The 20,244-nt window shown below is 31.8% G+C and carries 20 protein-coding genes; 18 read left to right on the top strand and 2 right to left on the bottom strand.

Annotated features, from left to right (window positions below; all coding sequences use genetic code 11):
• Positions 1-71: 71 nt before the first annotated feature.
• On the bottom strand, positions 72-1,430 hold the full coding sequence (locus tag BR66_RS0116650; protein ID WP_026883907.1) for an MATE family efflux transporter: 1,359 nt from the start codon (positions 1,428-1,430) through the stop codon (positions 72-74).
• 252 nt (positions 1,431-1,682) lie between these two features.
• Positions 1,683-2,255 (bottom strand): TetR family transcriptional regulator, encoded by a 573-nt coding sequence (locus BR66_RS0116655; protein WP_026883908.1) that lies wholly within the window; start codon positions 2,253-2,255, stop codon positions 1,683-1,685.
• 401 nt (positions 2,256-2,656) lie between these two features.
• Between BR66_RS0116655 and BR66_RS0116660 the strand changes: the two genes are divergently transcribed.
• The 18 genes from BR66_RS0116660 (at position 2,657) to BR66_RS0116745 (ending at position 20,233) form a co-directional block, all read left to right on the top strand.
• Complete coding sequence (locus BR66_RS0116660; RefSeq protein WP_026883909.1) at positions 2,657-3,763, top strand: alpha/beta fold hydrolase; 1,107 nt, start codon at positions 2,657-2,659, stop codon at positions 3,761-3,763.
• Between the two features lie 179 nt (positions 3,764-3,942).
• Positions 3,943-4,074, top strand: coding sequence for a hypothetical protein (locus BR66_RS26665; protein WP_278246820.1), 132 nt, complete (start codon positions 3,943-3,945; stop codon positions 4,072-4,074).
• A 153-nt stretch (positions 4,075-4,227) separates the two neighbouring features.
• Positions 4,228-4,620: an ABC transporter ATP-binding protein gene (locus BR66_RS26670; RefSeq protein WP_051624279.1), complete on the top strand. Its 393-nt coding sequence runs from the start codon at positions 4,228-4,230 to the stop codon at positions 4,618-4,620.
• A complete protein-coding gene (locus tag BR66_RS25330; protein WP_026883910.1) occupies positions 4,592-5,059 on the top strand; it encodes an ATP-binding cassette domain-containing protein in 468 nt (155 codons plus the stop codon). Before BR66_RS26670 ends, BR66_RS25330 begins: the two co-directional genes overlap by 29 nt.
• A gap of 84 nt (positions 5,060-5,143) precedes the next feature.
• Positions 5,144-5,839, top strand: coding sequence for a FadR/GntR family transcriptional regulator (locus tag BR66_RS0116680; RefSeq protein ID WP_026883911.1), 696 nt, complete (start codon positions 5,144-5,146; stop codon positions 5,837-5,839).
• A gap of 276 nt (positions 5,840-6,115) precedes the next feature.
• Positions 6,116-6,904: an electron transfer flavoprotein subunit beta/FixA family protein gene (locus BR66_RS0116685; RefSeq protein WP_026883912.1), complete on the top strand. Its 789-nt coding sequence runs from the start codon at positions 6,116-6,118 to the stop codon at positions 6,902-6,904.
• Between the two features lie 15 nt (positions 6,905-6,919).
• On the top strand, positions 6,920-8,128 hold the full coding sequence (locus tag BR66_RS0116690) for an electron transfer flavoprotein subunit alpha (RefSeq protein ID WP_026883913.1): 1,209 nt from the start codon (positions 6,920-6,922) through the stop codon (positions 8,126-8,128).
• A gap of 13 nt (positions 8,129-8,141) precedes the next feature.
• Positions 8,142-9,527 carry an FAD-binding oxidoreductase gene (locus tag BR66_RS0116695; protein ID WP_035796483.1) on the top strand — a complete coding sequence of 462 codons (1,386 nt, stop codon included), beginning with the start codon at positions 8,142-8,144 and terminating at the stop codon, positions 9,525-9,527.
• Between the two features lies 1 nt (position 9,528).
• Complete coding sequence (gene larA, locus BR66_RS0116700) at positions 9,529-10,803, top strand: nickel-dependent lactate racemase (RefSeq protein WP_026883915.1); 1,275 nt, start codon at positions 9,529-9,531, stop codon at positions 10,801-10,803.
• Between the two features lie 245 nt (positions 10,804-11,048).
• Complete coding sequence (locus BR66_RS0116705; protein ID WP_026883916.1) at positions 11,049-12,488, top strand: NAD(P)/FAD-dependent oxidoreductase; 1,440 nt, start codon at positions 11,049-11,051, stop codon at positions 12,486-12,488.
• A gap of 34 nt (positions 12,489-12,522) precedes the next feature.
• Positions 12,523-13,779 carry an NAD(P)/FAD-dependent oxidoreductase gene (locus BR66_RS0116710; RefSeq protein ID WP_026883917.1) on the top strand — a complete coding sequence of 419 codons (1,257 nt, stop codon included), beginning with the start codon at positions 12,523-12,525 and terminating at the stop codon, positions 13,777-13,779.
• Between the two features lie 5 nt (positions 13,780-13,784).
• Positions 13,785-14,147: a DUF1667 domain-containing protein gene (locus BR66_RS0116715; RefSeq protein ID WP_026883918.1), complete on the top strand. Its 363-nt coding sequence runs from the start codon at positions 13,785-13,787 to the stop codon at positions 14,145-14,147.
• A 123-nt stretch (positions 14,148-14,270) separates the two neighbouring features.
• Positions 14,271-14,846, top strand: coding sequence for a glycerol-3-phosphate responsive antiterminator (locus BR66_RS0116720; RefSeq protein WP_026883919.1), 576 nt, complete (start codon positions 14,271-14,273; stop codon positions 14,844-14,846).
• A gap of 122 nt (positions 14,847-14,968) precedes the next feature.
• Positions 14,969-16,459, top strand: a complete 1,491-nt coding sequence (gene glpK / locus BR66_RS0116725; protein ID WP_026883920.1) for a glycerol kinase GlpK — start codon at positions 14,969-14,971, stop codon at positions 16,457-16,459.
• 56 nt (positions 16,460-16,515) lie between these two features.
• The gene (locus tag BR66_RS0116730) at positions 16,516-17,220 is read left to right on the top strand and encodes an MIP/aquaporin family protein (protein WP_026883921.1); all 705 of its coding nucleotides are present in this window, start codon (positions 16,516-16,518) and stop codon (positions 17,218-17,220) included.
• Positions 17,221-17,458: 238 nt separating this feature from the next.
• Positions 17,459-17,773 (top strand): L-rhamnose mutarotase, encoded by a 315-nt coding sequence (gene rhaM, locus BR66_RS0116735; protein ID WP_026883922.1) that lies wholly within the window; start codon positions 17,459-17,461, stop codon positions 17,771-17,773.
• A 53-nt stretch (positions 17,774-17,826) separates the two neighbouring features.
• Positions 17,827-19,116 carry an MFS transporter gene (locus BR66_RS0116740; protein ID WP_026883923.1) on the top strand — a complete coding sequence of 430 codons (1,290 nt, stop codon included), beginning with the start codon at positions 17,827-17,829 and terminating at the stop codon, positions 19,114-19,116.
• Between the two features lie 118 nt (positions 19,117-19,234).
• A complete protein-coding gene (locus BR66_RS0116745; RefSeq protein ID WP_026883924.1) occupies positions 19,235-20,233 on the top strand; it encodes an AraC family transcriptional regulator in 999 nt (332 codons plus the stop codon).
• Positions 20,234-20,244 lie beyond the last annotated feature (11 nt).

Consider the following 20,244-nt stretch of genomic DNA (forward strand, 5'->3'; position numbering starts at 1 on the left):
TCGAGGAAAGATCTAAAAATCAATAAAATAAAGGAGTAAGTAAATTTGTCATGACAAATCTACTTACTCCTTTACTTTTCAGATATAGAGATTGGCTCTTTAGATCCGTAAAGTTTCTTTTGGGTGAAATAATAAGCAATTCCTAGAGGAATACAGGAACCAATCCATGCCAGAGGATTGGCTAGTGCCACACCTGCAAAACCTAGGTATTTTGATAAAATAATAGCTGCAAAAGTTCGCATACATAGTTCCATAATGCCTGCTAATGTAGGTGCAAAACTTTGTCCCAATCCTTGAAGAGCATAGCGATAAATGAAAAGTAATGCTAATAAAAAATACATAGCACCATTGATATTTAAATAGACTTGAGCAAGGGATACTACTTTAGGTTGGTTATTTCCTACAAAAAGCTTTATCATCCAATGACCAGCTAAAATATTAAACATACCAATGATAATACTAAAACCTACTGAAATGATACTACATTGTCTTATACCAATACGAATTCTTTCAATTTTGTTGGCACCATAGTTTTGTGCTACATATGTTGCCATTGTAATTCCAAATGACATCATAGGTTGAATAGCTAGTGCATCTATTTTTTGTGCTGCAGTGTATGCTGCTATGGATACTTCGCCTAAATTATTTAGTGAAAATTGAAGTATAATTGCACCGATGGCAATAATAGAAGCCTGAAATCCCATAGGAAGACCCATTCTTATATGCTCCCATAAGATTTCCTTTGATAAATGCCAATCATCCTTACACAATTTTAGAATTGGCATCTTTTTCCTGATATAGATAAAGCATAATAGTGCAGAAATTCCTTGGGATATTGTGGTTGCTAAGGCTGCCCCTGAAACCCCCATGGAGAATACTAAAATGAAAAGAAAATCTAAAGCGATATTTATAATACTGGCAATAATTAAAAATATTAAGGGGGTTCGACTGTCTCCTAAAGCTCTAATAACATTAGAAAATAAGTTGAATAACATGGATACTATAATACCCCAGTAAATTATAATGATAAAATTATAGGCATCGTCTATAATTTCTGGTGGTGTGTGCATTATCACTAAAATTGGTCTCGCTAACATAACACTTATAATTGTGAGAAATATTGTAATGATAAGACTTAGTATAATACTTGCGGCATAACTATGTCTTACACCCTGATTGTCTCCAGCTCCAAAACACTTAGCAGTGATTATGGAAAATCCAGCGGTTAATCCTTGTGAAAACCCAAGTATAAGAAACATAAGGCTTCCTGTACATCCTACTGCTGCTAAAGCATTTACTCCAATTGTACGTCCTACAATGAGAGTATCAGCCATGCTGTAAAATTGCTGAAAAATATTACCAATAAGTAATGGTATTGTGAAAAAAATAATGATTTTTGTGGGGTTTCCTTTTGTTATGTCTCTCGTCATAAGATCTACCTGCCTCTATATATAAGATGTTTTTAGATTTTAAAATATATTTTGGTGATTTATTTATAACACGAATTATATGTTATCATAAAAAGCTAACTATATGTGGTGAGTTTTGTATATTTGGAAGTATTCATAAATATGTATTAATTCATCTCTACTCATTGAAAATAAAACGCTAGGACCTGCACTTAACTCACATAAAGCACAAGAAAATAAAAAAAATGTAGGTGCAAAAATCAATTTTCCCAATTAACGTATATCGCTTTCAAATATAAATTTCTGCAATTTATTTGATAATTCTAAAGTAGAATCATTTTCTCCGTATTCAAGCCACAACTGAAATGATGTTAATACATACGATGCGTAATGGCGACATATGTATTCATTTGAAACATTGAATTTACTTATAAAGTTTTTATGTTCCAAATAAGAAGAGCATTCTTCTATTAATATATTCTTTAAATCATCATATAAATCAACAGATTCAGTATGTACATTTAACAATCCCATCATAATAGTTTTTTGTGTGTAAAAATGCTTAATCATATTAGAGACAATTGTTGTAAAATCCTGTGAATTATTTAAATCAAATCTACTTTTAATATATGATTTAAATTCATCTTCAACCTCTTCAAGCATTTTACTGAGTAAATCGTATTTATCATGGTAATGATCATAGAAAGTTGAACGGCCAATTACTGCCTCATCACAGATATTTTGAACCGTAATATTTTTAAATCCTTTCACCAATAATAGATTAGAAAAAGCATTTTTTATGGTTCTATGTGTTTTTAATATTCTCAAATCAATTTTTTCACTCATGAAATTCCTCCATAAAATAAAGTTTTATTCTAATCACAAAGTTACTGATGAATATAACACAAATTTAATTGGTTATTGGATTTTAACGTCACTACAAAATATAATAATTATATTATCAATTCTACTACATATATTTAATACATTAAACCACAAACAGAAATAAGACATTTGAAAGAAAATAATAAGTGAAAGGTTTTAATATATCTCAATATCATGTTTTTAAAGGTATTTTTATTAGTAACCAATTTATAAGAAAGTGGAGGTTATCTTTTATCTTTATACATTTGTGTATGATAACTTACAAAACACAAACAATTCAGTTCTTTTATTGATAATGGTTATCATTTATAATAATAACATAGCATAAATTTTGTTAAAAAATAAATAAGGAGTGTTTTATAATGTTTAAAAAATATTTAGAGAATAAACAATTTAATTTTCAAATTAACCGATTTCTAGGGAAATTCAATGATCTGCAAGTTCAAAACGATATTGAGTCTGTATTACCAACACTAACAGATACAAATACTTGGTACAAAGTATGGAGAAAATTAGGAGAAAAAAGTGAAGCAAAGGGGCAATTTGAATTGGCATCTGCTTATTATCAAGCAGGGGATTTTTATTTAAAAGAAAGTGATTTAAATAAACCGTATATGTATAATAAGTATAGAGAAAACTTTTATAAATATTACAATGAATTACCAATTGAACATTTTCAAGTTCCTTATGAAAATTCATTCATGCCAGCTATGCGTATAAAGTACAAAGATTCTTGTAAAACATTAATTGTACATGGTGGTTATGATTCATACATCGAAGAATTAATACCAGTTATGTCTTTTCTTAAGGATTTAGGATATGATATTATTCTTTTCGAAGGACCTGGTCAAGGTGGAGCATTGAGGAATGGATTAAAGTTCATCTATAATTGGGAAAAGCCAGTATCGGCTATTTTAGATTACTTTGATTTAAAGGAAGTAGGTATATTAGGTGCATCATGGGGTGGATATCTTTGTATGAGAGCTGCAGCATTTGAGAAAAGAATTAAAGAAGTAATTTGTTTTGATATTTTCTATTGCGGAATGGATGCCATTGGTGGATCAAAAAAATTTAGTGACACAATAGAAAAATTGATTGCAAACAATGAAAGAGATAAAATAAATTCACTTATATTATCAAATATGAAAGATAACATTGATCTTAACTGGAAATTTTGCAAGGGAATGGACAACACTGGAACAGAAAATCCTTATGATTTCATTAAAGCTATTCAGTTACATACAATGGCTGGTATAGAGAAATTCATAGATCAAGATTTATTGCTTTTAGCCGGTGAGGAAGATCAATATGTTCCAATAGAGTTAATGGATTTATTAGAAAATAATTTAGTAAATGCAAAATCTATAACAAAGAAAATTTTCACTAAAGAGACAGGTGGTGAGCAACATTGTCAAGCAGGAAGGATGGATTTAGCATTTGCTGAAATTAAGAAATTTCTTACAAGATAATTATAATGTGACTCTTGTGTATATAATAGAAAAAGAATTCCAATCATGATAGTATAATATTAGCAGAAGCTGGTGAAATTCTTAAAAAATGAGCATATAATGTATTTCATGAAATAGAAGAAGCTAAACTAGAAATATCAAGAATAAGTGGAACAAAAATAAAATTAGGTATTCCACCAATGATTGGTGGATATTTTTTTCCGTCTTTCATGAAGGAATTAGATAAAAATGGTCTTGCAGAGCATATTGAACTTATTGAAAAAGGTTCTGCAACTTTAAAGAGCTCAAAGATGAACGCTTTATTGTATTAGGGGATTCATATCTTGAAGCATTCTAGTAAATCCATATATGAGAAAATATATCTTTATTTTAGAAAATTGTTATATAATAGAAGAATATAATTAGAAAACGCTAGATAACATGACTGAATTTGTTGAGCTTTTATGTGGGAGGTGTGAATAAATTTGAGTATTTTAAATGTAGATAAATTGGTTAAAGAGTATGCAAGCAAACGTAATGTAGTAATAACTAAGGCTTTGAATGGAATAGATCTAAAAGTAGATGCTGGTGAATTTGTTGGAATAATGGGGCCCTCAGGTAGTGGAAAAACTACGTTGCTGAATATATTAAGTGGAATAGATAAGGCTACTTCAGGTTCAATCAAAATTTCTGGACAAGACATTGCTACTATGACAAAGGATAAATTAGCGCTATTTAGGCGAAAACATTTGGGATTTGTATTTCAAGAGTTTAATTTGTTAGATAGTTTAACTGTAAAAGAAAATATAATGTTACTGATGATTCTTGATAAGAGTGAATTTAGCGATATTGAAAAAAAAAGTGACAGAATTAACTGAAATGTTTAATATTAGGGAAATTGCAAACAAATATCCTTATGAGTTATCAGGCGGACAGCAGCAAAGGGTAGCGGTTTCAAGAGCAATTGTTAATAATCCAGATATAATATTTGCAGACGAGCCTACAGGAAACTTGGATTCAAAGTCTGCTAAATTTGAAAGGGAAAAGCTAAAATATAAAAAGATTTATAAAATAGGGATCACAAAGCAAGAAGTAACAAAGATAATATCAAAAGAATTAAAAGTACTGTTCTTACTACCAGTTATATTTGGAATCATTATTTCTACATTTTATAGCTATTATATTAATTTACAATATGAAAGAGGAATAATAGCTGCAGAATCTTCACTTGTTATTGGGCTTGCTTATATATGCTTACAGGTTTTATCATATTTTGTATATAAAAAATATTATATAAATAAACTTTTTGATTTCTAAACTTTTTTTCATTATTATTTTGCTAAATGATTTACTTTTGGTACAATTAGTATTCAGAATATAATTATGCGAGGGGTTAAAACTATGTTTACGCCAGTTAAAAACCAAAAAGTTTATAAGGTAGTAATAGAACAGATAAAGGATATGATAAAGACAGGACAACTCAAGAAAGGTGATAAACTACCACCAGAAAGAGAATTAGTGGAACAACTTCAGGTAAGTAGGACCTCAATAAGAGAAGCACTTAGATCTTTAGAAATATTAGGACTTATTGAAAGTAGGCAAGGAGAGGGAAACTTTATAAGAGAGAGTTTTCATCAGAGCCTTTTGGAGCCACTGTCCATAATGTTTATGCTTGAAGAAAGTAGTCCAAAGGAAGTTCTTGAACTTAGAAGAGTAATAGAGACGGAAACTGCTTCACTAGCTGCTAGGCATATTAACGAGGAAAGCCTTAATGAATTACACGAAATAGTAAGTACATTTAAAAATACTACGGATGAGAAATTGAATACAGAACTGGATCAAAAATTTCATTCTAAAATAACTGAAGCATCAGAAAATTTTCTACTAATAAATATTTTAAATACCATTTCATCTATTATTGATTCGTTTATAAGTGATGCTAGATTTAGAATTATGGAAAATAAAGATAATAGAGAGACATTAATTTATCAACATGAAGCTGTATATAAGGCTTTGTCTAGCCACGATTCAAATAGTGCAGCAGAGGAAATGAAAAAACATTTGGAGTTTATTAATAAGACGATTTTTAAACAATGATAATATTTTAACAAACAAACAGATGATAATATAAAAATTATCTCTGAAATTGTAGATTTGCACAAGGCAGAAAAATCTAAATATTACATTTGACTAGGAATTTTCACTATAAAAAGTTAATAATTTAACTTTTGGATTATTGTGGAATCAATATTTTTGCTGTGTTATACTATAAATAAATTGGTATGACCATAGTACCAATTTGTATATAAATTAATTGTTAGTAAATATGAAATAGTTCACATATTTACTAACAATTAAGATGGAGGTAATAAAATGGAAATATTAGTCTGTATTAAGCAAGTTCCTGGTACAAGTAAAGTTGAAGTCGATGAGAAAACAGGTGTGTTAAAAAGAGATGGTGTAGATTCAAAAATGAACCCCTATGATCTTTATGCATTAGAAACCGCATTAAGAATTAGAGAAACTAGTAGCGGAAATATAGGAGTTATATCCATGGGACCACCTCAAGCTATGGAAGTTATTAAAGAGGCATATATGATGGGAGTGGACAGGGGAGCATTAATATCCGATAGAAAATTTGCAGGAGCAGACGTCCTCGCTACTTCCTATACAATTTCTCAAGGAATAAGGAAAATGGGAAATGTAGATTTAATAATCTGTGGCAAACAAACTACAGATGGTGACACTGCACAGGTTGGTCCAGAGATAGCAGAATATTTAGGTTTGCCCCATGTTGCCAATGTTTTAAAAATATTGGAAGTCAAAGATAAATCAATAGTAGTTGAAATGGACATGCCAAATACAATTGAAGTGGCAGAAGTTAATTTTCCATGCCTTATTACAGTAGAAAAAGATATATTTCAGCCAAGACTACCTTCTTATAAAATGAAACTTAAAACTCGAGATAAGAAGATAGAAACTATTTGTTTAAATGACTTTGAAGACAGGGATGAAAATAAATATGGTCTTAACGGATCACCAACTCAAGTAGAGAGAATTTTTCCTCCAGACGCTAATACGGATAGAGAAACATGGACTGGTAGTAGTGAGGAAATATCAGATAGATTAATAAAAAAAATAAAAGAATTAAAATTCGTCTAAGAGGAGGTTGAAAATATGTCTAAGCTAGTAATAAATTATGAGAAATTAACAATGGATAACATTAAAGAATTAGTTGCTATATGTCCTTTTAATGCAATTGAGGCTAAAGGAAATAAAATAGATATAAATGCAGGGTGTAAATTATGTAAGATGTGCGTGAAGAAAGGACCTAAGGGTGTTATAGAATTTGTAGAAGGTGAGAGTAAGAAAATTGATAAAAGTCTTTGGAAGGGTGTTGCAATTTATGTTGATCACGTTGAAGGAAAAATCCATCCAGTAACTTTAGAACTTATAGGAAAGGCCAAAGAAATTGCAAAAAAGATAAATCAACCTGTGTACGCATTATTTATTGGACATAACATTGAAAAGAAAGCAGAAGACTTACTCCATTATGGGGTAGATGAGGTATTTGTATATGACTACGCAGAACTTAAAGATTTTACTATAGAACCATATACTGCGGCTTTTGAAGATTTTATAAATAAAACTAAACCCACAGCAATACTCGTTGGAGCTACAACTATTGGCAGATCACTAGCACCAAGGGTTGCAGCAAGGTTTAGGACAGGGCTTACTGCAGATTGTACAATTTTAGATATGAAGGAAAATACAGATTTAATTCAAATAAGACCTGCCTTTGGTGGAAATATAATGGCTCAGATAATCAATCCAAATGCTAGGCCACAAATGTCTACCGTTAGATATAAAGTTATGGACGAGGCAAAAAGACAAGATGAAATAAGTGGTAAAGCTACACTGTGCAAAATCCATAAGGAAAAACTTCATTCAAATATTAAGGTTTTAAAGGTTACAAAAAAACAAGTGGAAAATAGTATATCAGATGCAGAAGTAATAATAGCGGTAGGAAGAGGAATAAAATCACAAAAAGATATGGATATGGTACAAGAATTAGCTGATTTAATGGATGCTAAGGTAGCTGGTACAAGACCACTAGTAGAAGCCGGATGGATTGATGCAAAATGTCAAATAGGACTTAGCGGAAGAACAGTAAAACCAAAACTTATAATAGTATTAGGCATTTCTGGTGCAGTTCAGTTCACTGCTGGAATGAATAGTTCTGATTATATATTTGCAATAAATAAAGATGAAAAAGCACCGATTTTTAATGCTTCCAATTATGCAATTGTTGGTGATATATATGAAATTGTCCCTAAAATCATAGAAGGACTTAAGGCAAATAAAAAAATAAAGGCTGTTATATAAAGGAGGCTAAATTATGATTACGGTTAAGGATATAGAGTATTTTAATTCATTTCTTGGTGAGGATAGAGTTTTGACAAAAGACAGTATTAACGATGATTTTAGTCATGATGAACTAGGCGGAATTAGTAAGATGCCAGAGGTGTTATTAGAGGCTAGAAGCACAGAGGAAATATCAAAAATAATGAAATATGCATATGAAAAAGGTATTCCTGTTGTGGCCAGAGGTTCGGGTACTGGACTTGTAGGTGCATCAGTTCCACTTCAAGGTGGAATTATGATAAATATGAGTAATATGAATAATATATTAGAGCTTGATGATGAAAATTTAACACTTACAGTGGAGCCAGGAGTTTTGCTCATGGATATAAGTAAATTTGTGGAGGAAAATGATTTATTTTATCCGCCAGATCCAGGTGAAAAGTCTGCAACTATAGGTGGAAATATCAGCACTAATGCTGGTGGCATGAGGGCTGTAAAATATGGAGTTACAAGAGATTATGTTAGAGGACTTGAAATAGTACTTCCTAATGGAAGTATACTTAATGTTGGTGGTAAAGTTGTAAAAAACAGCTCTGGTTACAGCATTAAAGATTTAATATGCGGTTCAGAAGGAACACTTGCGATAATTACAAAAGCCATATTAAAACTTCTTCCATTGCCTAAAAAGAGTATAAGCCTTTTAGTTCCGTTTCCCAATTTAGATTTAGCAATAGGAACAGTACCTAAGATTATAAAATCCAAAGCAATTCCCACAGCAATTGAATTTATGCAGAGGGAAGTTATACTTGCAGCAGAAGAATTTTTAGGAAAAAAGTTTCCTGACAATACTTCAGATGCATATCTTCTTTTAAGTTTTGATGGGAATAGTAAAGAAGAAATAGAAAAGGATTATGAAAAAGTAGCTGAGATATGTTTAGAAGAAAAGGCGCTAGATGTTTATATAGTTGATACAGATGAACGAAAAGATGCTGTATGGAATGCAAGGGGAGCTTTTCTTGAAGCTGTAAAGGCATCCACCACAGAAATGGATGAATGTGATGTTGTTGTACCAAGGAATAGGGTAGCTGAATTTATTAAATATACTGATGAATTGCAGCAGCAGTTTAATATAAGAATAAGAAGTTTCGGACATGCAGGCGATGGGAATCTTCATGTATATATTTTAAAGGATGAACTAACTCAAGAGGAGTGGTGGGAGAAGCTTAAAGCCATATTTGACTGTATGTATCAAAAGGCAATTGATTTAGAAGGACTAGTATCAGGTGAACATGGTATTGGTTTCGCTAAAAAAAATTATATGCTTAAACAATATGGGGAGGAATATGTATTATTGATGAGAAATATTAAAAAGGCATTTGATCCGAAAAATATTTTAAATCCACAAAAGGTATGTGAATAATATGGCTAGTTTTAAAATACCTTATTATAAGGGAACTATGAAAATAGATATTCCTGATGAAAATTTTGCTGGGGTTCTTAAATCAAAGTCAGAGGACTACAATCCAGGTTTATCGGAGGAAAAAATAGTTGAGAGAGCACTAGATAATCCAATTGGTTCTTTGAAACTTGAAGAATTAGTTAAGGATAAAGATAACATGGTTATTATAACTAGCGATCACACAAGACCTGTGCCCAGTAAAATCACACTTCCTATACTTTTAAAGCGTATAAGAAGTGTAAATCCTAAAATTGCTATTAAGATCTTAATAGCAACAGGGTTTCATAGGGCAACAACTCACGAAGAGATGATTGATAAATTTGGCGCGGATATTGTTAATAATGAAAATATTATTTGTCATAGAGCTGAGGATAAAGAAAGCCTTGTAAACTTAGGGTTATTGCCATCAGGTGGCAAGCTATGGATAAATAAAATAGCCATGGAGACTCAGCTACTTATTGCAGAGGGATTTATTGAACCACATTTTTTTGCAGGATTTTCAGGAGGAAGAAAAAGTATACTTCCTGGTATTTCAGGAGCAGAAACCATAAAGGCCAATCATTGCTCTGAATTTATTAGTAGCAAAAATGCAAGAACTGGCATTATAAAAAATAACCCCATACATGAAGATATGATATATGCTGCAAAAAAAGCAAAACTTGCCTTTATATTAAATGTTGTATTAGGTAAGGATAAAAACATAATAAATGCTTTCACAGGTCATGTTCAGTTAGCTCATGAAGAGGGGTGCAAGTTTGTTAAGACTATTTCAGAGATTAAGGGAAATAATTCTGATATTGTAGTTACTACAAATGGGGGATATCCCTTAGATCAAAATATTTATCAAGCAGTAAAAGGCATGACAGCAGCTGAAGGTTGCGCCTCTGAAAATGGAGTTATAATTATGATCGCCTCATGCTCAGATGGTCATGGGGGCGAATCTTTTTATAATACTATGGCAAATGCTAAAAGCCCAAGAGATTTTATGAATAAACTAATGAGAGTATCAAGAAAAGATACTGTGCCTGATCAATGGGAAGTTCAAATCTTAACTAGGATACTATTGAAACATCAGGTTATAATTGTCACGGATATGTGTAACCCAAAGATTATAAAAAATATGCACATGGAACATGCTTATACCTTTGATGAAGCTTTGAATATGGCATTTAAAATTAAGGGAGAGCATGCTAAAGTCACACTTATAAAAGATGGTGTTTCTAGTATAGTTGTTTAAAATCATGGTTATACAGTTATAGATTAGCAGAGGATAAGCAACAAATAAAATAATATTGATTACTTTATCAATGTGTGTTAACATGAAATTAATGAAATATTTTGGCCGAGATTTTGAGAGCCACAATTGGAGTTTTACTCTAGTTGTGGTTTTTTTGTTTTTAATATTTCACTAAAATAAGGTATTTTTGGTCTGCTATTTTTCAAGATACCTAATACAAGTTGAAAATTGGGAGGAATTATAAGATGTATGATGTAATAATTATTGGCGCAGGAATTGTAGGTTCTTCCATTGCTAGAGAGATTAGCAAATATAATTTGAAGGTAATAGTAGTGGATAAAGATCTTGACTTAGCATCTGGAACAACTAAAGCTAACAGTGCAATTGTTCATGCTGGCTTTGATGCCAAACCAGGTACTTTTAAAGGTGAACTAAATGCTAAGGGAAATTTAATGTTTGAAAAGTTATCAAAGGAGCTAGATTTTCCATTTAAGAAAAATGGTTCTTTGGTTTTATGTTTTAATGAGAATGACAAGAAAAAATTAGAATTACTTAGGGAACAAGGTGAAATAAATGGAGTACCGGGTCTTGAAATATTAACTGGAGAAGACACTAGAAAAATGGAACCTAGTATTTCAGAAAATGTAGTTGCAGCACTGCTAGCGCCTTCAGGTGGAATAGTTTGTCCTTATGAAATGACTATAGCCCTAGCTGAGAACGCTTTCACTAATGGAGTGGAATTTAAACTTGGGAGTCAAGTAAATGACATTAAAAAAATTCATAATGGATATAGTTTGTTATTAAATGAAGATGAAGTTATAGAGAGTAAAGTTATTATAAATGCAGCAGGATTGTATTCTGATGTAATAAACAATTTTGTTTCGGATGAAAAATTCAATATTATACCTAGAAAAGGCGAATATTGTTTGTTTGATAAATCTGCTGGGAATTTTGTTAAAAAAACTATATTTCAGTTACCTACAAAGGCAGGAAAAGGAGTATTAGTTACTCCAACGGTTGATGGGAACTTACTTATAGGACCGAATTCTGTAAATATAGAAGATAAAGAAGATTTGGATACCACAAAAGAAGGATTAGATTACATTATTGATAAAGCTAAATTGAGTATAAAAGATATACCAACTAGACAAATAATCACATCATTTTCAGGTCTAAGAGCTAGTAATAAAAATGGAGATTTTATAATAGGTGAAGTAAAAGATTCGCCAGGGTTTATAAATGCAGCAAGTATTGATTCTCCAGGATTAACGTCTGCTCCGGCAATAGCAGAAGTGGTAGCTAGCATTGTTAAAGGTATACTAAAAGCTACTTCAAAAGAAAATTTTATAAGGGAAAGAAAAGGAATTGTGAAATTCAGAGAATTAAGTAATAAAGAAAGAAATACTCTTATAAAGAGTAATCCTGAATATGGCAGGATAGTCTGTAGATGTGAAGTTATTACTGAAGGTGAAATAAAAGATTCAATCAGACGGCCACTGGGAGCTAAAACTATAGATGGAGTTAAAAAGAGAACAAGGGCAGGAATGGGAAGATGCCAAGCAGGTTTTTGTACGTCCAGAGTTCTAGATATCCTAAGCAAGGAATTAAACATTCCAGTTACAAAGGTTACAAAGTTTGGAAGGAATTCCAATTTATTGATTGGTAAGAATAAAGAGAATTTATAAAAGTGGTTTTTATAACATCATAGGAGGGTTATTTATGAAGGACATTGATATAGTGATAATTGGAGGAGGCCCCGCAGGGCTTGCAGCATCAATAGCAGCTAAAGATGAAGGCATAGAAAATATTTTAATATTAGAAAGAGAAGCTCAACTTGGTGGAATATTAAATCAATGTATTCATAATGGTTTTGGACTTCATACATTCAAGGAGGAGCTTACAGGACCTGAGTATGCCAGTAGATTTATTGATAAGGTAAATGATCATAAAATACCATATCTACTTAATACTACGGTATTAGAGATAACAAAAGATAAAATTATAACAGCGGTAAATGAAGATGGCATAATAGAATTACGGGCAAAAGCCATTATTTTAGCTATGGGTTGCAGGGAAAGGCCTCGTGGTGCTATAAATATTCCAGGTAGCAGATGCGCAGGTATTCTTACAGCTGGCGCTGCTCAAAAGTTTGTGAATATAGAAGGTTATATGCCAGGAAAAGAAGTTGTGATTTTAGGGTCTGGTGATATCGGGCTAATTATGGCTAGGAGAATGACATTTGAAGGTGCAAATGTAAAAGCTGTGGTGGAATTACTACCTTATTCAAGTGGTTTAAAACGAAATGTTGTTCAATGTTTAGATGATTACAATATTCCGCTAAAACTCAGTCACACTATTATAAATATAAAAGGAAAAGATAGATTAGAAGGAGTTGTTATATCAAAGGTTGATGAAAATAAACAACCAATTAAAGGTACAGAAGAATTAATAAGCTGTGATACATTGCTTCTATCAGTGGGTTTAGTTCCAGAAAATGAATTGTCCAAAAATGCAGAGGTCAATCTATCTCCAGTTACTGGTGGAGCAATAGTAAATGAATCACTAGAAACAAACATTGAAGGAGTATTTGCTTGTGGTAATGTGCTACATGTCCATGATTTAGTTGATAATGTATCTTTAGAAAGTTCAAATGCAGGAAGATGTGCAGCAAGTTATGTTAAGGACGATAAAAGATCAGGAGAATATATTAAAGTTAGTGGGGCTCAAGGCGTAAGGTATACTGTGCCATCATTAATTAATAGTTCAAAAGTTAATAATTCTACAACAATAAGATTTAGGGTGGGAGAGGTTTTTAAAGAGAATTATGTATCGTTATATTTTGACCATACTAGGGTCATGCTTGTTAAGAAGAAAATTCTTAGCCCAGGGGAAATGGAAGAAATTAAAGTTACCAAAGTTTTACTAAATAAATATTCTAATTGCAAAGAAATAACAATAAAAATAGAAAAGGAGTAAAATTTATGGAGAAGAGAGAATTAACTTGCATAGGCTGTCCAAAGGGATGTGCTCTTTCCGCTGAAATCATTGATAGGAATAATGTGAAAATAACAGGAAATAGTTGTAAAATAGGAGAAGTATATGGGAAAAAAGAGTGTACTAATCCTACAAGAATTTTGACATCTACAGTAGAAGTTATTGGTAGAGAAGGAATTATGCTTCCAGTTAAAACTGAAAGTGATGTTCCAAAAAACAAAATTAAAGAATGTATAACCGCTCTGAAAGGAATAAAGGTAAGTGCACCAATAAATATGAAGGACATAATTTTAAAAAATGTTGCTAATACAGGTGTGAATTTTATTGCAACTAAGAGTATTCAAAAGTGATTATGACAAAATGTAAATTAAATATCACTGTTTTGTGGTAATATTGACTATAAAATTCTAATATGCAATAATGTATTCGGGACACGCTTTTATTGTGCTAAATATAAAGTCGGAGGCAATAGAATGGATGCTTTTTCCTTTGAACAACTTTTAATAGAGAATCCAGTAGTGGGTGCTATTAGAAATGATGATGACTTGCAGAAAATAAATATAAGTAAAATTAAAATTGTATTTATACTTTATGGATCAATTACAAGTGTGAAAGATATATGTAGTTCTTTAAAAAAGGCTGGTAAAGTTGTATTTGTTCACGTAGACATGATAGATGGATTAAAAAATGATCAAAAAGGTATTGAATTTATTAAGGAACAAGTAGAGCCTTTTGGAATAATTACCACAAGACAAAATAACATTAAGCATGCGCATAATTTAGGTCTTTATACTATTCAGAGAATATTTGTTATAGATTCTTTATCACTTATAACAGGTATAAAGAATATACATGCAGTTTCACCTAATGCAGTTGAGGTTATGCCAGGCATAGCAAGTAAGATAATAAGGTCTCTTGAAAAGGAGATACATCTTCCTATAATTGCAGGGGGATTAATAAGCACAAAAAAAGAAATAATGGAGTCCATAAGCTCGGGTGCTATGGCGGTATCTACAACAGCACATGAACTTTGGGATTTAGATAATTAAATAATTTATTATAGGCTGGAGAAAAGAGAGCCGGGAGAAATAGAGTTTTACACTTTATTTTGCTCGACCTTTTTTATGTTTACAAAGTAATCGATTTCAATATAAAGTGGAGGCGTATTAAAATGAGTAAGTATGTAATGGCATTAGATCAAGGAACAACTAGTTCAAGGTGTATTTTATTTAACAAGAAAGGACTTATTGAAAGTTCAGCACAAAAGGAATTTACTCAGATTTATCCTAGTGCTGGCTGGGTAGAGCATAATCCAATAGAAATATGGGCATCACAATTTTCAGTTGCAATAGAAGCAATGGCAAAAGTTGGTGCCACGGCAACAGATATTGTTGCTGTGGGCATAACAAATCAAAGGGAAACTACAATTGTATGGGATAAAAGAACAGGAATTCCTGTTTACAATGCTATAGTATGGCAATGTAGAAGGACGGCCAATATGTGTGATGATCTTAAAGCCAAAGGTTTTGATAAAGTTGTAAAAGAAAAAACTGGATTAATTCTTGATGCATATTTTTCAGGAACAAAGGTTAAATGGATACTTGATAATGTAGAAGGTGCAAGAGAAAATGCTGAAAAAGGTAACCTGTTATTTGGAACTGTTGACACCTGGCTAATCTGGAACTTGACTAAGGGAAAAACATATGTAACTGATTATTCTAACGCCTCAAGAACTATGTTGTTTAACATTCATGAATTAAAATGGGATGAAGAAATTTTAGAAGAATTAAATATACCATTGTCCATGCTCCCAGAGGTTAAACCATCAAGTTGTGTTTATGGCAAAACTGATTCAGCTTTATTTGGAGCAGAGATACCAATAGCTGGAGCTGCTGGAGATCAACAAGCTGCTTTATTTGGACAATGTTGCTATGAACCGGGAACTGCTAAAAACACATATGGAACTGGAGCTTTTCTTCTAATGAATACTGGAGACAAGGCTGTAGAATCAAAAAATGGATTATTGACTACTATTGCATGGGGAATTAATGGAAAGGTTGAATATGCACTTGAAGGTAGTGTATTTATCGCTGGAGCGGCAATTCAATGGCTAAGAGATGAACTAAGAATGTTTGATAATGCAGCCGATTCCGAGAGATATGCAACAGCAGTTGAAGACACTAATGGAGTTTACGTTGTTCCTGCATTTGTAGGACTTGGAGCACCATACTGGGACCCATATGCAAGGGGGGCAATTTTTGGATTAACAAGGGGAGCAAAAAAAGAGCATCTAATTCGTGCAACTTTAGAATCGCTGGCATATCAAACTAATGACGTTTTAAAAGCTATGCAAGAGGATTCTGAAATTGAACTTAAAGCTTTAAAAGTTGATGGTGGAGCCTGTGCAAATAACTTCTTAATGCAATTTCAAACAGATATACTAGGAGTACAAGTTGACAGGCCAGAAATAATTGAAACTACAGCGCTTGGGGCAGCATACCTGGCAGGACTAGCTGTTGGATATTGGAAGGATAAAGAAGATATATGTAGTAATTGGGCTTTATCAAGATCTTTTACATCAAATATGGAAGAAGAAAAACGTAAAGGATTACTTTATGGATGGCATAAGGCAATTGACAAATCTATGAATTGGGAAGAATAAGACATGGTGAAAATATCAGTGGCATTTTTGAATTATTATCTTAGGGAGGTTATTAAATGTCAGCTTATTTAGCCGAATTTTTAGGAACAGCCATATTAATTTTATTAGGGGATGGAGTAGTAGCAAATGTAGTACTTAATAAAACTAAAGGGAATAATAGTGGGCTTATAGTTATAGCAGTTGGGTGGGCTCTAGCTGTGGCAATTCCAGCATTTATTTTTGGTCCAATATCAGGAGCTAGCTTTAATCCAGCTTTGACTTTAGCATTAGCTGTAATAGGAAAATTTTCTTGGGCTAAAGTTCCAGGATATATTATTGCACAGATATTAGGTGGAATAGTAGGCGCCTGTTTAGTCTATTTACATTATAAAAATCATTTTGATGCTACAGATGATGCAGATGCTAAAAGAGATGTATTTTGCACATCACCAGCTATAAAAGATACATTCCAAAACTTTGTTTCTGAATTTATTGGGACCTTTATATTAGTGTTTACACTTTTAGGCTTTGCAAATACTAAATTTGCAGATGGAGTTGGAGGGTTTGTTGTAGGGGGTATCATTTTAGTAATCGGTTTATCCTTAGGTGGCACAACAGGTTATGCAATTAATCCAGCAAGAGATTTAGGACCAAGAATAGCACATGCATTTCTCCCAATTAAAAATAAACAAGGTTCTAACTGGGGCTATGCATGGATACCAGTAGTTGGGCCTATCTGTGGAGGTATAGTTGCATCAGTATTTTTTAAAATGATTTTTTAATGAAAAAAATTCAAGCAACATCTAAAAATTAAAAATAAAGAGATTATATTAAAGTAAGTTTACTTTGATATAATCTTTTTTTATTATCTGAGAACTGATTTGGATAGTTATAAGCACTTTTAAGGTTAATGAATGTACATATAGATAAAGCTACAATGTATATATAGCAAATAAAAACGTATACAGCAAACGTATACAAATGTAATAAATGTAAAATCATATAAAGGGGGATTCTAAAATGGTTCGTAAATGTATTGTAATGAAAGTATTTAGTGGTTTACATGATGAATATAAAAAACGTCATAATGAAATTTGGCCGGAAATGGTGAAGATGTTACATCAATATGGTGCAAAAAATTATTCGATTTTTTTAGATTCAGAAACAAACAGCTTATTTGCTTATTTAGAAATTGAAGATGAAGAATTATGGAGTAAAAGCGACGAAACAGAAATATGTCAAAAATGGTGGAAATATATGAAAGATGTTATGGAAACAAATGAAGATAATAGTCCAGTTTCCATTGAGTTAAAAGAAGTATTTCATTTAGATTAAAATAACTTCATTAAACTTCAAAACTAATTTTGCATTTAAAGGAGGAATAATAAATGAGTAATAAGCAAGTAAAAACATCAGTTTGGAAAACCACCATTGCAGCTTCTATGGCAAATTATATTGATGCTGGTTCTATTGTTGCTGGAGCAGCAGGTTTATCACTTTGGACGGCCTATCTTCATATGGGCGATATGAAACTTGGTTTGTTAAGTGCTCTTAGTTCAAATGCTATTTCAGCAGCTATCGGAGCATTAATTGGAGGTTATATTTGTGATAAATATGGACGTAAATTAGTCTACACTTACGATATGATATTTTATATGCTAGGTATGTTATTAATTATTTTTGCTCAAAACTTTCCAATGCTATTTGGTGGATATATTATTGTAGGACTTGCAGTTGGTGCGGATATTCCTGCATCTTGGACTACTATTGCAGAAGGTGCACCTGCTAAAGACAGGGCAAAACATTGTGGCACAGCACAGTTAGCCTGGTCAGCGGGTCCCATTATTGTATTAATCCTATCAGTTGTCCTAGGGAAATATGGTCTACTTGGTAGCCGTATAGTTTTTGCACATTTATTTGTAATAGCATTGTTTACTTGGCTTTTAAGAAGAACACTTCCTGAATCAGCATCTTGGCAAGCTCAAAAGGATAAAGATGAAAAGCTTTTATCACAAGGCAAACAACTAGAAAAAGTGTCTGCTAAAGATCTATTAAAAGGAGTAAATCTCAAGTCCATAATATTTTTACTTGGCGTATATTTATTTTGGAATTTGGCAGCAGGTACAATGGGGTTCTTCATGCCATTAATCTATCAAACGGTTGGTAAGGTTTCCTCCCAAAATGCTAATTTACTTCAAGCAGGGTTATTTGGATGTACGGCTATTGCAACTTATTTCATTTTTATGCGCCTCGGAGATAAAATAAGTCGTAGAGGGATATTTGCAGTATCCTCTATAATGGCAATCGGTGCATGGTCAATATTCCTATTACCATCGTCAAGTATGAAGCCTAGCATGCTTTTGATATTTGTTATTGGATATGGACTTTCATGTGGATTTGGACAACAACCATTCTATCAATTATGGGCAAGTGAACTTTTTCCAACACGATATAGAGCATCTGCTCAAGGCGTAATGTTTTTTATAGTTCGTGTAACACTGGGTATATGGAGTTTTGCTATTCCAACAATTATGAGTAAGTTTGGTTTTCAATTGGCAGCAGCATGTATGGTTGGATTTCTTGTAATTAGTGCGGTAGTTGGCATAACATTTGCTCCAAATACTTCGGGTAAAACACTTGAAAAAATCGAAGAAGAACGTTACGGGGATTCTGCATAATTAAATAATAGGAAAAAAACAGTTAAAAGTTCTGAAATTTCATCAAGTATAAATTAATACTGAGTTTTATAAACTATAATAAAAATATGATAGCAAAATAAAAAGTGATGGTGATAATATGAACATTATAAAACTTGATGAAAGACTAAAACAACTAACTGACATGGAAAATAAGTATCATATTTTATATAACAATAAAAAAAATGAAGAACTTAATATTACCCTTAAAGAGCATTTTTCTAGTGAATTTCAAAATGAATTATGGGTAATTAACAATGAAAAATTAATGAATGAATCAGAAGTTATATCTATTCATAAACATGACAGATTTGTTAAATTTGAAAAACATAAACATGATTATGTGGAAATGATGTTTGTTTATTCAGGAAGTATAAAACAGGAAATTGAAGGAAAAAAATTAGTAGTAGAAAAGGGCGAAATTTTATTATTAGATATGAATGTAGAACATAGCATAGAAGCAGCTAGTGAGAATGATATAGCCATCAATATATTAATTAAAAAAGAGTTTTTTGATTGGATTTTTATGAGTCAAATTGCAGATAATGATTTAATCTCTAATTTTATTGTTCAAGCACTTTATGGTAAAAATGAGTCTAAGCAATATATTCATTTTAAAACATCGGAGAATGATAAGGTATCCAATTTTATGATACAAATACTTATGGAATATTATGATAAAAAAAATGGAATGGAAACGGCTATTCGTGCTTATATCATGTTGCTATTTAATGAGTTGCTAAGGCAATATAAAAAACATTTATCCAGTGAACTAGTTTATAAAATAGATTCAACAATATCTACAGAAATCCTAAATTATATCAACAGCCACTATAAGGAGATAACCTTAAAGGCTATGGCAGATCATTTTAGCTATAATCCTGATTATATAGGTAAACTTGTTAAAAAGATTATAGGAAAGACATTAACGGAACTTATAATAGAGAAAAAAATAAATCAAGCACAATATTTATTACAGAATACAAAAATGTCAGTAATGGATGTGGTTACAGAAATAGGCTATTCCAATGTAAGTTATTTTTACAGGCAATTTAAAGAGCAAGTAGGTGAAACCCCTGATGAATACAGAAGAGAGTAAAGGTTTGCAAA

The organism is Clostridium akagii DSM 12554, assembly GCF_000686725.1.
Lineage (GTDB): Bacteria > Bacillota > Clostridia > Clostridiales > Clostridiaceae > Clostridium_I > Clostridium_I akagii.

Excerpts from the sequence above, each read along its gene's own strand:
- BR66_RS0116745 (WP_026883924.1), top strand. The coding sequence starts at position 19,235 with ATGAACATTATAAAACTTGATGAAAGACTAAAACAACTAACTGACATG.
- BR66_RS0116710 (WP_026883917.1), top strand. The coding sequence starts at position 12,523 with ATGAAGGACATTGATATAGTGATAATTGGAGGAGGCCCCGCAGGGCTT.
- BR66_RS0116650 (WP_026883907.1), bottom strand. The coding sequence starts at position 1,430 with ATGACGAGAGACATAACAAAAGGAAACCCCACAAAAATCATTATTTTT.
- BR66_RS0116740 (WP_026883923.1), top strand. The coding sequence starts at position 17,827 with ATGAGTAATAAGCAAGTAAAAACATCAGTTTGGAAAACCACCATTGCA.
- rhaM (WP_026883922.1), top strand. The coding sequence starts at position 17,459 with ATGGTTCGTAAATGTATTGTAATGAAAGTATTTAGTGGTTTACATGAT.
- BR66_RS0116695 (WP_035796483.1), top strand. The coding sequence starts at position 8,142 with ATGATTACGGTTAAGGATATAGAGTATTTTAATTCATTTCTTGGTGAG.
- BR66_RS0116685 (WP_026883912.1), top strand. The coding sequence starts at position 6,116 with ATGGAAATATTAGTCTGTATTAAGCAAGTTCCTGGTACAAGTAAAGTT.
- BR66_RS26665 (WP_278246820.1), top strand. The coding sequence starts at position 3,943 with ATGATTGGTGGATATTTTTTTCCGTCTTTCATGAAGGAATTAGATAAA.
- BR66_RS0116690 (WP_026883913.1), top strand. The coding sequence starts at position 6,920 with ATGTCTAAGCTAGTAATAAATTATGAGAAATTAACAATGGATAACATT.
- BR66_RS0116705 (WP_026883916.1), top strand. The coding sequence starts at position 11,049 with ATGTATGATGTAATAATTATTGGCGCAGGAATTGTAGGTTCTTCCATT.
- BR66_RS0116715 (WP_026883918.1), top strand. The coding sequence starts at position 13,785 with ATGGAGAAGAGAGAATTAACTTGCATAGGCTGTCCAAAGGGATGTGCT.
- larA (WP_026883915.1), top strand. The coding sequence starts at position 9,529 with ATGGCTAGTTTTAAAATACCTTATTATAAGGGAACTATGAAAATAGAT.
- glpK (WP_026883920.1), top strand. The coding sequence starts at position 14,969 with ATGAGTAAGTATGTAATGGCATTAGATCAAGGAACAACTAGTTCAAGG.
- BR66_RS0116680 (WP_026883911.1), top strand. The coding sequence starts at position 5,144 with ATGTTTACGCCAGTTAAAAACCAAAAAGTTTATAAGGTAGTAATAGAA.
- BR66_RS0116730 (WP_026883921.1), top strand. The coding sequence starts at position 16,516 with ATGTCAGCTTATTTAGCCGAATTTTTAGGAACAGCCATATTAATTTTA.
- BR66_RS0116655 (WP_026883908.1), bottom strand. The coding sequence starts at position 2,255 with ATGAGTGAAAAAATTGATTTGAGAATATTAAAAACACATAGAACCATA.
- BR66_RS0116660 (WP_026883909.1), top strand. The coding sequence starts at position 2,657 with ATGTTTAAAAAATATTTAGAGAATAAACAATTTAATTTTCAAATTAAC.
- BR66_RS0116720 (WP_026883919.1), top strand. The coding sequence starts at position 14,271 with ATGGATGCTTTTTCCTTTGAACAACTTTTAATAGAGAATCCAGTAGTG.